The following is an 11899-nucleotide window of genomic DNA, read 5'->3' as shown; positions in this document are numbered from 1 at the left end:
GCCGGCCACGCCATAAGCGGCCGCCTACCGAGACGGAGCCTTCCCCATGCCCCTCGCCATCGTCCGCACCGTGGCCGACCTGCGCGCCCAGGTGGCCGCCTGGCGCGCCGCCGGAGAGACCGTCGGCCTGGTTCCCACCATGGGGGCGCTGCACGAGGGCCACCTGTCCCTGGTGACCCTGGCCAAGAGCCGGGCCCGGCGGGTGGTGGCCAGCGTCTTCGTCAATCCTACCCAGTTCGCGCCGCACGAGGATTTCGACGCCTATCCCCGCGACGAGGCCCGGGACGCCGCCCTGCTGGAGGGGGCCGGCTGCGACCTGCTGTTCGCCCCCACCGTCGCCGAGATGTACGCCCCGGGCTTCTCCACCACCGTCACCGTGGCCGGGGTTTCCGAGCCCCTGGACGGGGCGGCGCGGCCGGGCCATTTCGCCGGGGTCGCCACCGTGGTGACCAAGCTGCTGCTGCAATGCGGCCCCCACCTCGCGGTGTTCGGGGAGAAGGACTATCAGCAGCTCCAGGTGATCAAGCGCCTGGTGGCCGACCTGGACATCCCGGTGGAGGTGATCGGCGCCCCCACCGCCCGCGCGCCCGACGGCCTGGCCCTGTCCTCCCGCAACGCCTACCTGACGCCGGCCGAGCGGGAGATCGCCCCCAGCCTGGCCGCCGCCCTCCTCGACGCCATCGAGCGCCTGCGCAAGGGGACCGCCGTCGAGCGGGTTGAGGCCACGGGCCGCGCGGCCCTGGAGCGGGCGGGCTTTGGCCGGATCGACTATTTCGAGGTGCGCGACGCCGCCAGCCTCGCCCATCTCGGCCCCGGCCCCCTGGAAGGCCCGGCCCGCATCCTGGCCGCCGCCGTCCTGGGCAAGACCCGCCTGATCGACAACATGGCCGTCTAGCCTACCAGGCGCCGGCCTCGCGCAGTTGGCGGGCCAGTTCCATCGGGATCTCGTCGTCGCCGTCGGCGGAGAGATCTGGGGGAACATCCTTGGGATCGAAATACCGCCAGCCCTGGAAGGCGCGGCGCGGGGTCGGCGCCACGCGGACGATCTCGCGGTCCAGGGTGATCTCGCAGCGGGCGTTGGGATGCTCCCCCACCGTGCGGATGGCCAGGATCCTCTGCCGGCACAGGATCATCCCCTTGAAGATCCGGTAGAGCGACCCGCCGTCCAGCAACTCCTCGGCCCGCTTGGGCGACATGCGCGTGTGGAGCAGCCAGGGCTCGCTGTCGTCGGGATGATAGGCCAGCAGATCCTCGATGGTGTCGCAGCCGACGCACAGGCGGATCATGTGCAGGGCCATCAGGCGTTCGCCTTCAAACGGACCAGGGCCACGCCCTCGCTGACCTGGTCGCCCACCGAGACGCTCAGGGACTCGATGTGGCCGTCGAAGGGGGCGGTCAGGGCGTGTTCCATCTTCATGGCCTCCAGGGTCAGCAGGGGTTGGCCGCGCAGCACGGTGTCCCCCACGGCCACGGCCACGGCCACCACCTTCCCCGGCATGGGCGAGCGCACCTGGGCGTCGCCGGTCAGGTCGTCCAGGTCACGGATCGGCGGGCGGGTGGCGAGGACGTAGGTCTCGCCCCCTTCGAAGACCACCACCTCGCCGTCGGCGGTCATCAGGATGTCGGCCTCGATGTCGCCCTCCGCCAGGGGCGCGTCGATCGCCCGGCCGTCCAGGAAGAGGCGGACGGTGGCCTGGGGCTCGGCGTTCATGCGGAAGCCGGTGAGGCCCTTCCACGGCGAGGCCTCCTCGCCCTCCCCCAGGACCGCGGCGGCGGCCACGGAGAGGATCTCGTCGGAGGGCTCGGGGGTGGCCGCCAGGGCGTCGAGACGGGCCTCGATGAAGCCGGTGTCCACGTCGCCGGCGATGAAGTCGGGGTGGTCCAGGCAGCGGGCCAGGAAGCCGGCGTTGGTCTTCACCGGCCAGATCTCCACCTCGGCGCAGGCCTGGGCCAGCAGGTCGCCGGCCCCTTCGCGGGTGGGGGCGTGGGCGATCAGCTTGGCGATCATCGGGTCGTAGAAGGGGCTGACCTCGCCGCCCTCCTCGACCCCGGTGTCCACCCGGATGCTGTCGGGCAGGACGAAGTGATCCAGACCGCCGATGGAGGGCAGGAAGCCGGCGGCGGGGTTCTCGGCGTAGAGGCGGGCCTCCACCGCGTGGCCTGTGAGCTTGATCTGGTCCTGGGTGAGCGGCAGGGGCTCGCCCGAGGCGACGCGGAACTGCCACTCCACCAGGTCGACGCCGGTGACGGCCTCGGTGACCGGGTGCTCCACCTGCAGGCGGGTGTTCATCTCCATGAACCAGATCCGGTCGGGACGCAGGCCGGCGCTCGCGTCGGCGATGAACTCCACCGTGCCGGCGCCGACATAGTTCACCGCCCGGGCGGCCTTGACCGCCGCGTCGGTGACGGCGGCGCGGGCCTCGGGACTCATGCCGGGCGCGGGCGCCTCCTCGATCACCTTCTGGTGGCGGCGCTGGAGGGAGCAGTCGCGCTCGAAGAGGTGGACCACGTTTCCGTGGCTGTCGCCGAAGATCTGCACCTCGATATGGCGGGGTCGGGTGACGTATTTCTCGATCAGCACCCGGTCGTCGCCGAAGGCGGCGGCGGCCTCGCGCTGGCAGGAGGCCAGGGCGGCGGCGAAGTCCTCCGCGCGCTCGACCTTGCGCATGCCCTTGCCCCCGCCGCCGGCCACGGCCTTGATCAGGACCGGATAGCCGGTGACCTCGGCCGCCTGCTGCAGGCGTTCCCCCGACTGGTCCTGGCCGAGATAGCCGGGGGTCACCGGAACATTGGCTTTTTCCATCAAGGACTTGGCGGCGTCCTTTAAGCCCATGGCCCGGATCGCCGACGGCGGCGGACCGATCCAGACGAGGCCCTCGGCCATGACCGCCTCGGCGAAGGCGGCGTTCTCCGAGAGGAAGCCGTAACCGGGGTGGATGGCCTCGGCGCCCGTCTCCAGGGCCGCGGCGATGACCCGCTCGGCCACCAGATAGCTGTCGCGGGCCGGCGCCGGGCCGATGAGCACGGCCTGGTCGGCCTCGCGCACATGGGGCGCCTCGGCGTCGGCCTCCGAATAGACCGCCACGGTGGCGATCCCCATGCGGCGGGCGGTCTTGAAGACCCGGCGGGCGATTTCGCCGCGATTGGCGACGAGGACGGATTTGATCATGCCCCGATCCTAGAGGGCCGGGGAGAGTCCTGCCAGACGCCGTGCGAGATCGCGGCTCAGACCACCCAGGACGCCTTGCGCTTGTCGAGGAAGGCGCGGACGCCCTCCTGGCCCTCGGGGCTCACCCGGATGCGGGCGATGCGCTTGGCGGTCTCTTCCATGACGCTCTCGATGGGACGGTAGGCCACGTCCTCCACCAGCTTCTTGGAGTCGGCCACGGCGCCGGGGGCGCAGGTCATCATCTCGGCGGCGATGCGGTCGCGGGCGGCCTCCAGGGCGGCGGTGTCGGCCACCACCTCGGTGATCAGCCCGACCTTCTCGGCATAGGCGGCGTCGAACACCGAGCCGGTGGCGAACAGGGCCCGCGCCGTGCGGGGGCCGACGGCGCCCACCACATAGGGGCTGATGGTCGCCGCGATGAGGCCCAGCCGGACCTCGGAGAAGCTGAACTTGGCGCTGGCGGTGGCGACGGCCAGGTCGCAGACGGCGGCCAGGCCCGCCCCGCCGCCGAAGGCGCCGCCCTCCACCAGGGCCACGGTCAGGGCCGGGATGTCCCACAGGCTCTTGAGCATGACCGCCATCTGGTAGGCGTCGTCGCGGTTGTCGCTCTCGGAGCGGTCGGCGGCCTCGCGCATCCAGTCCAGGTCGGCCCCGGCGCTGAACACGCCGCCCGCGCCGCGCAGGAAGACGACGCGCACGCCCTCCGCCCCCTGCAGGGTCTCGAAGGCCTCGCGCAGGGCGCCGATCAGCCGGGCGTCGAAGGCGTTCCGACGCGCCGGACGGTTGATGGTCACCGTGGCCACCCCCTCCACCGTGGCCTCGATATGCACGAGGGTCTCGTCGATATCGCTGTCGGCCACTTCAACCAGGGGATCGGCGATGGGATTGGTCATGGAAGCCTCGTTTGGGGATGTCGCATCGGGACATAATCCCAACGCCCGGTCTTTGACATAGGTCCTGTCCTTCCCGGCGCTCCCGGGGGCGCCGAATTCACGGTCATCCCCGCAAATCGCCCCAGTTCGGGCCCCAACCGGGTTGATCGCGGCGCGCGCCTGGTCGAGATATCTGTCAGGAAACGACCACGCGGCGCCCGGCCCCCGACGCCGCGGGAAGGAAGAACGATGCGCCGGACCCAAGAGGCGAGCCTGACCGAGCTCCTGAGCGCCGCCAAGCCCCGGCGGGAGGCGCCGCGGCGCGGCCGGACGCTCGCCAGCCGGCGGGCCACGGCCAGGCTGGCCCTGACCCTGGGCGTGATGTCGAGCTGCGTCGGCCTGGGCCTGCTGGTGGGCCAGCTCGGCCGGGCCCTGATCGGCGGTTAGCCGGGACAGACGCTGCGGGCCCTTGTCCTGGCCGCGGGCGTCGCGCAGAGATCGGGGCCGGCCGGGGCGGCCCTGGCCTTGAGCAGGGCGCCGCGGACCCTCGAATAGCCGGCGCAGAGATCTGGGATGCAGACCCCGGCCCGTTTCATCCGCGCCTTGGCCCCGGCCAGGCTGTGCTGGTTCACCAGGTAATAGGAGAACAGGCCCGACGGATCGTCGGAGACGTCGTCGGCCCAGTAGGCGATGTCGCTGGCGTATTGCGAGCCCCAGTTGGCGCGGTCCTCGGCGGCCTTCTCCAGGGTGAACCAGCTCTCCTCCACATAGAAGATGGCCAGGCTCCAGCGATCGCGGTCGGCGGCCAGGCGGGCGACGCAGGCCTGCGGGTCGTCATGGCCGAAATTGGCGTAGAGGCAGCGGATCTCGGGGTGGTCGATCTCGACGGCGAACAGGTTGTCGGCCCCCTCGTTCAGCGCCGTCTCCGCCGCCAGCCGCGTCTGGTTGCGGAAGGAGGCGTAGCCGGCATAGATCCCGACGAAGACCAGGACCACGGTCAGGGCCGCCACGATGGGCTCCCAGAACTCGGTGGTCCGCACCCGCCGCTTGCGGCCCAGGCGGTAGAGCACGCCGGCCAGGATCACGGCGAAGACGGTCATGGGAAACAGCAGGATGACGCGGTCCAGCGTCCCGACGTTCCAGAGCGCGTTCAAGCCGTCCCCCCGTCTGGCTACATCCGGAACACGCCGAACCTGGTTTCCGGGATCGGGGCGTTCAGCGCCGCCGAGATCGAAAGGCCCAGGACGTCGCGGGTCTGGGCCGGATCGATTATCCCGTCGTCCCACAGCCGGGCAGTGGCGAAATATGGGTCGCCCTCGGTCTCGTAGCGGTCGCGGATCGGGGCCTTGAAGGCCTCTTCCTCGGCGGCGGGCCAGTCGCCGCCCCGGGCCTCGACGCCGTCGCGGCGGATGGTGGCCAGCACGCTGGCGGCCTGCTCGCCGCCCATCACGCTGATGCGGCTGTTGGGCCAGGTCCAGAGGAAGCGGGGGGAATAGGCCCGGCCGCACATGCCGTAGTTGCCGGCCCCGAAGGAGCCGCCGATCAGGACGGTGAACTTGGGCACCTCGGCCGAGGCCACGGCCGTCACCAGCTTGGCGCCGTCCTTGGCGATGCCGCCGGCCTCGTACTTGCCCCCCACCATGAAGCCCGAGATGTTCTGCAGGAAGACCAGCGGGATACCCCGCTTGCAGGCCAGCTCGATGAAGTGGGCGCCCTTCAGCGCGCTCTCGGAGAACAGCACGCCGTTGTTGGCCAGGATGGCGACCGGCTGGCCCCAGATGCGGGCGAATCCGGTGACCAGGGTCGTGCCGTAGAGGGCCTTGAACTCGTCGAACTCGGAGCCGTCGACAATGCGGGCGATCACCTCGCGCACGTCATAGGGCGCGCGGACGTCGGTGGGGACGATGCCGTAGAGCTCCTCGGGATCGAACAGGGGCTCCCGAGGCTCCGCCAGCACCACCTGCTGCGGCTTGGTGGTGTTGAGGTTGGCGACGATGGAGCGGACGATCTGCAAGGCGTGCTCGTCGTCGGCGGCCACGTGGTCCACCACCCCGGAGCGGCGGCCGTGGGTGTCGGCGCCGCCGAGCTCCGTGGCGCTGATCACCTCGCCGGTGGCGGCCTTCACCAGGGGCGGGCCGCCGAGGAAGATGGTCCCCTGGCTCTCCTCGCCGGTCCCGCGCACGATCACCGTCTCGTCGCTCATGGCCGGGACATAGGCCCCGCCGGCGGTGCAGGAGCCCATGACGCAGGCGATCTGGGCGATGCCGTCGGCGCTCATCCGGGCCTGATTGAAGAAGATGCGGCCGAAATGGTCGCGGTCGGGGAAGACCTCGGCCTGGTGGGGCAGGTTGGCCCCGCCGGAATCCACCAGATAGATGCAGGGCAGCCGGTTCTGCATCGCCACTTCCTGGGCGCGCAGGTGCTTCTTCACGGTCAGCGGGAAATAGGCCCCGCCCTTCACCGTGGCGTCGTTGGCCACGATCATCACCTCGCGGCCGGAGACGCGGCCGATCCCGGTGATGACGCCGGCGCCGGGCGCCTCGCCGTCATAGAGGCCGTGGGCGGTGAGGGCGCCCACCTCCAGGAAGGGAGATCCGGGGTCGAGCAGGCGCATGACCCGCTCGCGGGGCAGCAGCTTGCCGCGGCCGGCGTGGCGCTTGCGCGACTCCTCGGGGCCGCCGAGGGCCGCCTGGGCCACCCGCTCGCGCAGCTGCGACACCAGCGCGCGGTTGAGCATCTCGTTGGCCTGGAAGGCCTCGCCGTTGGTGTCGATGGCGGACTTCAGTGTGGGCATGGGCAAGGCATAGCCGGGGCGGGCGACGCAGGCTAGGGCCGCCGCAGCGGGATAGCGGACGCCGTCCTTCGATGGACAATGACAGCAACGAACTCGGGACGAGCGCGCACTTGCGCTCCATCAGTTGCGTCGCCAGTCTCGCGAGATGCGCGCCTTACTGCTCTATCTGGCCCTTCTGACCGGCGATCCAAGCCCCCCGGTCGAATACGAGGGTATCTTGGACATTGGTGTGGAACGCATGTTCATACCCCAGGCGAGCATCGATGAAGCGCAGATTTCCGCCGCTCACGGCAGCAAGCCGGCTCTGCTGGCAGGCTGGCTTCTTGAGACCGCGGACACCGCCGAGCCCGCATTGCGGGCGGAGATCGACCGGGCCGCCGCCACCGGCATTTCGCCTTATGGCATGTCTCTCCGCGTGAGATTCGTTGGTATTGCGCGCAGTCTCAAGGAGCCCATCAGCGGCTTCCACACCGAGGTGACTGCGCTCCGTTTCACGCAGGTTCGGGCATGCCCGCGCCGACCCGCCGAACTGCGAGGATGTTCAAACTAGCCTGAAGGCCTCGCCGTTGGTGTCGATGGCGGACTTCAGTTGGGGCATGGGGAAGGCATAGCCGGGCCCCTCGCCGCCTACTGGAACAGGATGGGCTCACCGTCCGGGTCATAGGCGGCGAAACGGCCGACGCCGCCGACGCGCACGGCGTCGACCATGGATTGCAGGGCCACCTCGATCTGGGCCGTGGTGGGCGGCGAGCCGTCCAATCCGGACAGGCTGGCGGCGAAGGCCACCTGCCAGGGCGGGCCGGCGCGGCGCGATTCGGCCAGCAGGGCCTCGAAGTCGGCCAGCTCGCCCGGCGCCTTGTCCACGCACATCAGGGGGGCCAGGGCCCCGCCCTCCCCGGCCAGGAAGCGCTCGCGCTGCGCCTGCGTGGCGCCGTCGGGTAGTTCGGCGGCGGCGAAGACGAACAGCAGGCGCTGGGGTTCGGGCTGGGCGGCGGCGGCCTCGAGGAGCTGCCGGAAATGAGAGCTTTGAGTCATGCCGCGATCCTGGCCGAGATCGTCGCGGCGAAACATGCGCCATGTCAAACCGGCCCCCCTGACGCGCCAAGGGGGCGCGGCCCGCGCAAAACCGGTTCACACTTGTGCGAAACACACTCTAGGCTCCCGTTCCGTGGCGAACCTCCCCGGCATATCGACCGACTCCGCGCTCGCGCGACTGTTCGAGGACGAGCGCGCCCAGGGCGAGGCCACCTGGTTCTCCCTGCCCGGCGGCGCGACCCTGTTCGACGCCGGCGAGCCCGCCGACCACCTCTATTTCGTCCGCGCCGGACGCCTGGGGGCCTTCCGCCGCGAGGAGGGCCACGAGCCGCACTTCCTCGGGGTGATCCGCCCCGGCGAGCCGGCCGGCGAGATGAGCCTGATCTCCGGGGCCCCGCACTCGGGCCACGTGGTGGCCCTGCGCGATTCGGAGATCTTCGCCCTGCCCCGCGAGGCCTTCTTCGACGCCTGCGAGGAGGACTCGGCCGTCATGGTCGAGCTGGCCCGCCTGATGATCCTGCGCAGCCGCCAGGCCGCCGCCAAGACCTCGGCCGGGGTCCCCTCGGTGTTCGGCTTCGTCACCCTGGGCGAACCGGTTGTGCTGCGGCCCCAGGTCGACCGCATCGCCCGCGAGATCGGCAAGCTGGGCTATTCGGTCACGGTGGTGGGGGGCGAGGCCCAGCACGCCCCGACCGAATGGTTCTCCGAGGTCGAGCGGGACTACGATTTCGTCCTCTACTGCGCCGAGGCCGACGATCACGGCTGGCGCCAGGTGGTGGGGCGGCAGGTGGACCGCCTGTTCCGCGTGGGCCGGGGCGACCTGCCTCCGCCTCCCGAGTTCGCCCACGGCGCCGAGCCGTTGCAGACCCAGAACCTGGTGGACCTGATCCTCATCCAGAAGCGCAACGCCGAGGCCCCGGTGGGGTCGGAGGCCTGGATGGACCTGGCCCGGCCCGCGCGGCTGTTCCACATGCGGCGCGAACACGGCGGCGACGTCGCCCGCATCGCTCGGGTGCTGACCGGCCAGGCGGTGGGCCTGGTGCTGTCGGGCGGCGGGGCGCGGGCCTACGCCCATATCGGGGCGGTGAAGGCCCTGCGGGAGCGCAAGGTGCCCATCGACTTCGTGGGCGGGGTTTCCATGGGCGCCATCGTCGCGGCCGGGGTCGGACTGGGCTGGGACAATGAGGAGATGGAGCGCCGCATCCGCGCGGCCTTCGTCAACACCAGCCCCCTGGACGACATCGCCATACCCCTGCTGGCCATGACCCGGGGGGAGAAGGTCCGCGAGCGCCTGGCCGAGCACTTCGGCGAGGTGCACATCGCCGACATGTGGCTGCCCTTCTTCTGCCTGTCCTCCAACCTCACCACCGGAACCTACCAGCTGCACCGGCGCGGCCTGCTGCGGCGCGCCCTGCGGGCCACCATCTCCCTGCCCGGCATCCTGCCCCCGGCCACGGACAACAACGACGTGCTGGTGGACGGGGCGGTGATGAAAAACTTCCCCGCCGACGTCATGCGGATCAACGAGCTGGGGCCGATCATCGGGATCGACGTCTCCCGCGGCCGCTCCATCACCGCCGCCGACGTCGCCCGGCCCTCCTCGGTCTGGCGCTGGATCCTGTCGGGGGAATGGCGCAAGGGCCCGCCCATCGTCTCCCTGCTGATGCGGGCGGCCACGGTCTCCACCGGCCGCGACCTGGCCGCCGCCCGCGACGCCACCGACGTGCTGGTGACCCCGGAGGTGGCCGGCGTGGAAATTCGCGACTGGGCGGCCTTCGAGCCCGCCGTCGCGGGCGGCTACAAGGCGATGATCGACGCCCTGGACAAGCTGTCGGTCCCGGTCACCGACCTGCGCCGCCGCCCCAGCCTGCACGAGATCTCCACGGGACGGCGCTAGGGTCCTCCCCCCGTCCCGAATCCAGGCGCCGCTACACGATATCGGCATGCGACAACCGCGCCGTTTGCGGATCGATCAAATCGGTCCCATATTCGAGGTCTTGTTCAACAACTGAAAGGAGGTGACCCAGTGTCTCATTGTCTTCATCCGCAGGTGGAAACCGTGATCTGGGCCTCCGCTTACGAGGTCTGCGCGTAAGCGCTTCAGGTTGCGGGACCGCTGAGCGGTCCGACAATGGAACGGCCGGTCCCGACAACGGGCCGGCCGTTCGCATGTCCGGGGGGCGACGGGTTCGCGGCGGACTCGCTCGACCTTGGCGAGCAGCCATCAGCGTTTGCGCCTATTAACTGCAAGTCTGAACGAAAGGTTGATGCTGGCCTGCCATATTGGCCGCATGGAACAGATCAGCGCCACCACCGCGGCGGTCGATTATGCCGCCAGATCCCAGGTCGCCCCCCGTGGCCACCTCATCACCCGCATGGAGCCGCCCAAGGCCCAGGCGGAGGGCCCCGAGCCGGCCCTGGCCACCGACAACGGCCACTTGCGCGAGGCCCAGGCCCGCAAGTCAGCCGAGCATCGGCATCGAGAGGCTGACCAGCAGGTCACCCAGCAACGCGCCCAGGACATGGCGCGCGGGACGATGTTCGACCTCCGGGCCTGAGCGCGTCACTCGCCCCAGGACGGCCCCGAACCCGCCCCCAGTGTCATCCCGCACGTAGCGGCCAAGCCGCGCAAGTGCGGGACCCATACTCACCGATTTCTCCGGCAAGCCCCGCGCGTCCGGGTCCCGGTCTTCCGCTGCGCGCAAACCGGGATGACGGCCTATTTCAATCCCGCCAGCGCCGGGCCTTGGCGGCGATCTCGCCCTGACGGTCGAGCGGCTCGCCCTCGATCATGGCGTCCACCGCGGCCAGCACGGCCGGCGACGTCGCCGTGGCCGCCGTACGATAATCGAAGCCCTGGGTCGGACGCGGGGCCTCCGTCGTCATGCGCGCCACCCAGCGGGCGCCCTCGCGGCAGGCGATCCCGGCGGTGCGCTGGGCGTCCACCTGGAAGGTCCGGCAATAGCGGGCGTCGGCGGTCTTGAAGCTGAGCCCCAGGCGCACCGGGCCGGAGGTGGCCGACAGGTTGTTCTCCAGAGCCTTGGCCAGGCCCCCGCGGGCCACCAGCGCCCCGTCGAAGCCCGGCGCCATGGCGGCCGGGGTCTGCTGCGACAGGAGGTAGCCCGCCACGACCCCCACCATCAGGGTGGCGGCCATGGAGCCCCAGGCGGGCCAGGCCACCGGCCGTGAGACCTTGGGGGGCGGCGGCGGCTTTCGCCGGTCGGCCAGCTTCACCACATTGTCGGCGTTGGCCCTGGCGCCGGCCTGGGCCGCGGCCATCAGGCGGGCGGGCACGCTTTCGTCGGCGACCCGGGCATAGGCGCCGGCCACCTTGCCGCGCAACAGACGATGTTCGTCCAGGCGCACCCCCAGGACGGGATCGGCCGCTACGGCCGCCTCCACCTCGGCGCGGCCGGCGGCGTCGAGCTCGCCGTCCACATAGGCGATCAGTTTTCGATCATCGATCTTCATGCCGCACCCCTCAGATCGGCCAGCAGGGCGTTGCGGCCCCGGACCAGGCGGCTGGTGAGGGTCCCCTCGGGAACCTCCAGCACCGCGGCCGCCTCGCGGTAGGATAGACCCTCCACCAGCACCAGCGCCACGGCCAGTCGCTGATCGTCGGGCAGTCTGGCCATCGCCTGCTCCACCGAGGCGGCCTCCAGGTGAGCCTCCATGGCGGCCGCGCCGTCGACCCCCACTCGCAGGCCGTCGTCCTCGGGCGCGAACACCTTGCGCTGGCGGGTCCGGGCGCGGGCTTCATCGATCCAGGCGTTCTTCATGATCCGATACATCCAGCTGTCGAGGCGCGTCCCGGGCCGCCACTGGTCGGCGCGCACCAGCGCGCGTTCCACGGTCAGCTGGGTCAGGTCGTCGGCGTCGGCCACGTCCCGGGTGATCGCCCGCGCCAGGCGGCGCAGGCGGGGAAGCAGTTCGACGATCTCGCTCTGAAAGATGTCCAAGACCTCGCCTCTGTCTGGGGATGAAACGACCCAGGCCGTTCGTTTCATCCCTCGTGACAAGGAACAAAAC

At 70.8% G+C, this 11899-nt stretch carries 13 protein-coding genes; 5 read left to right on the top strand and 8 right to left on the bottom strand.

What is annotated here, in order from left to right; genetic code table 11:
- The first annotated feature begins 46 nt into the window (after positions 1–46).
- Positions 47–895 (top strand): pantoate--beta-alanine ligase, encoded by an 849-nt coding sequence (panC, locus tag AC1RN5_RS06925; RefSeq protein ID WP_493040511.1) that lies wholly within the window; start codon positions 47–49, stop codon positions 893–895.
- Position 896: 1 nt separating this feature from the next.
- Here the strand turns inward: panC and AC1RN5_RS06920 are convergent, their stop codons facing one another.
- The 3 genes from AC1RN5_RS06920 to AC1RN5_RS06910 are packed head-to-tail and all read right to left on the bottom strand — an operon-like array spanning position 897 to position 4062.
- Positions 897–1298, bottom strand: a complete 402-nt coding sequence (locus AC1RN5_RS06920) for a DUF1489 family protein (RefSeq protein WP_493040510.1) — start codon at positions 1296–1298, stop codon at positions 897–899.
- On the bottom strand, positions 1298–3169 hold the full coding sequence (locus tag AC1RN5_RS06915) for an acetyl/propionyl/methylcrotonyl-CoA carboxylase subunit alpha (protein WP_493040509.1): 1872 nt from the start codon (positions 3167–3169) through the stop codon (positions 1298–1300). The genes AC1RN5_RS06920 and AC1RN5_RS06915 overlap by 1 nt, the downstream gene beginning before the upstream one ends.
- A gap of 56 nt (positions 3170–3225) precedes the next feature.
- Positions 3226–4062, bottom strand: coding sequence for an enoyl-CoA hydratase-related protein (locus AC1RN5_RS06910; protein WP_493040508.1), 837 nt, complete (start codon positions 4060–4062; stop codon positions 3226–3228).
- Positions 4063–4290: 228 nt separating this feature from the next.
- Here AC1RN5_RS06910 and AC1RN5_RS06905 point away from each other — a divergent pair, with 228 nt between their 5' ends.
- A complete protein-coding gene (locus AC1RN5_RS06905) occupies positions 4291–4488 on the top strand; it encodes a hypothetical protein (protein ID WP_493040507.1) in 198 nt (65 codons plus the stop codon).
- Here the strand turns inward: AC1RN5_RS06905 and AC1RN5_RS06900 are convergent.
- On the bottom strand, positions 4485–5195 hold the full coding sequence (locus AC1RN5_RS06900) for a hypothetical protein (protein WP_493040506.1): 711 nt from the start codon (positions 5193–5195) through the stop codon (positions 4485–4487). The two genes, AC1RN5_RS06905 and AC1RN5_RS06900, sit on opposite strands and share 4 nt — an antisense overlap.
- A gap of 17 nt (positions 5196–5212) precedes the next feature.
- Positions 5213–6835 (bottom strand): carboxyl transferase domain-containing protein, encoded by a 1623-nt coding sequence (locus AC1RN5_RS06895; protein ID WP_493041474.1) that lies wholly within the window; start codon positions 6833–6835, stop codon positions 5213–5215.
- Positions 6836–6980: 145 nt separating this feature from the next.
- Between AC1RN5_RS06895 and AC1RN5_RS06890 the strand changes: the two genes are divergently transcribed.
- The gene (locus tag AC1RN5_RS06890; protein WP_493040505.1) at positions 6981–7385 is read left to right on the top strand and encodes a hypothetical protein; all 405 of its coding nucleotides are present in this window, start codon (positions 6981–6983) and stop codon (positions 7383–7385) included.
- Between the two features lie 77 nt (positions 7386–7462).
- On the opposite strand, the gene AC1RN5_RS06885 is transcribed toward AC1RN5_RS06890, so the two are convergent.
- The gene (locus AC1RN5_RS06885) at positions 7463–7870 is read right to left on the bottom strand and encodes a ribonucleotide reductase subunit alpha (RefSeq protein ID WP_493040504.1); all 408 of its coding nucleotides are present in this window, start codon (positions 7868–7870) and stop codon (positions 7463–7465) included.
- 133 nt (positions 7871–8003) lie between these two features.
- On the opposite strand from AC1RN5_RS06885, the gene AC1RN5_RS06880 reads away from it, so the two are divergent.
- Positions 8004–9767 carry a patatin-like phospholipase family protein gene (locus tag AC1RN5_RS06880; RefSeq protein ID WP_493040503.1) on the top strand — a complete coding sequence of 588 codons (1764 nt, stop codon included), beginning with the start codon at positions 8004–8006 and terminating at the stop codon, positions 9765–9767.
- 370 nt (positions 9768–10137) lie between these two features.
- Entirely contained in the window at positions 10138–10428 is a 291-nt protein-coding gene (locus AC1RN5_RS06875; RefSeq protein WP_493040502.1) for a hypothetical protein, read from the top strand.
- A 166-nt stretch (positions 10429–10594) separates the two neighbouring features.
- On the opposite strand, the gene AC1RN5_RS06870 is transcribed toward AC1RN5_RS06875, so the two are convergent.
- Both AC1RN5_RS06870 and AC1RN5_RS06865 read right to left on the bottom strand, forming a co-directional pair.
- A complete protein-coding gene (locus AC1RN5_RS06870) occupies positions 10595–11341 on the bottom strand; it encodes an anti-sigma factor (protein WP_493040501.1) in 747 nt (248 codons plus the stop codon).
- Positions 11338–11829 carry an RNA polymerase sigma factor gene (locus tag AC1RN5_RS06865; protein WP_493040500.1) on the bottom strand — a complete coding sequence of 164 codons (492 nt, stop codon included), beginning with the start codon at positions 11827–11829 and terminating at the stop codon, positions 11338–11340. Before AC1RN5_RS06865 ends, AC1RN5_RS06870 begins: the two co-directional genes overlap by 4 nt.
- Positions 11830–11899 lie beyond the last annotated feature (70 nt).

This window comes from Phenylobacterium sp. GW821-FHT12F10 (assembly GCF_058806695.1).
The sequence above is the reverse complement of the archived record's forward strand: the minus strand, read 5'-3'. Positions and strand labels throughout refer to the sequence as shown.

Bases quoted from the DNA above. Each gene is read 5' to 3' on its own strand.
- panC (WP_493040511.1), top strand. From the start codon at position 47: ATGCCCCTCGCCATCGTCCGCACCGTGGCCGACCTGCGCGCCCAGGTG.
- AC1RN5_RS06920 (WP_493040510.1), bottom strand. From the start codon at position 1,298: ATGGCCCTGCACATGATCCGCCTGTGCGTCGGCTGCGACACCATCGAG.
- AC1RN5_RS06915 (WP_493040509.1), bottom strand. From the start codon at position 3,169: ATGATCAAATCCGTCCTCGTCGCCAATCGCGGCGAAATCGCCCGCCGG.
- AC1RN5_RS06910 (WP_493040508.1), bottom strand. From the start codon at position 4,062: ATGACCAATCCCATCGCCGATCCCCTGGTTGAAGTGGCCGACAGCGAT.
- AC1RN5_RS06905 (WP_493040507.1), top strand. From the start codon at position 4,291: ATGCGCCGGACCCAAGAGGCGAGCCTGACCGAGCTCCTGAGCGCCGCC.
- AC1RN5_RS06895 (WP_493041474.1), bottom strand. From the start codon at position 6,835: ATGCCCACACTGAAGTCCGCCATCGACACCAACGGCGAGGCCTTCCAG.
- AC1RN5_RS06890 (WP_493040505.1), top strand. From the start codon at position 6,981: ATGCGCGCCTTACTGCTCTATCTGGCCCTTCTGACCGGCGATCCAAGC.
- AC1RN5_RS06885 (WP_493040504.1), bottom strand. From the start codon at position 7,870: ATGACTCAAAGCTCTCATTTCCGGCAGCTCCTCGAGGCCGCCGCCGCC.
- AC1RN5_RS06875 (WP_493040502.1), top strand. From the start codon at position 10,138: ATGCTGGCCTGCCATATTGGCCGCATGGAACAGATCAGCGCCACCACC.
- AC1RN5_RS06870 (WP_493040501.1), bottom strand. From the start codon at position 11,341: ATGAAGATCGATGATCGAAAACTGATCGCCTATGTGGACGGCGAGCTC.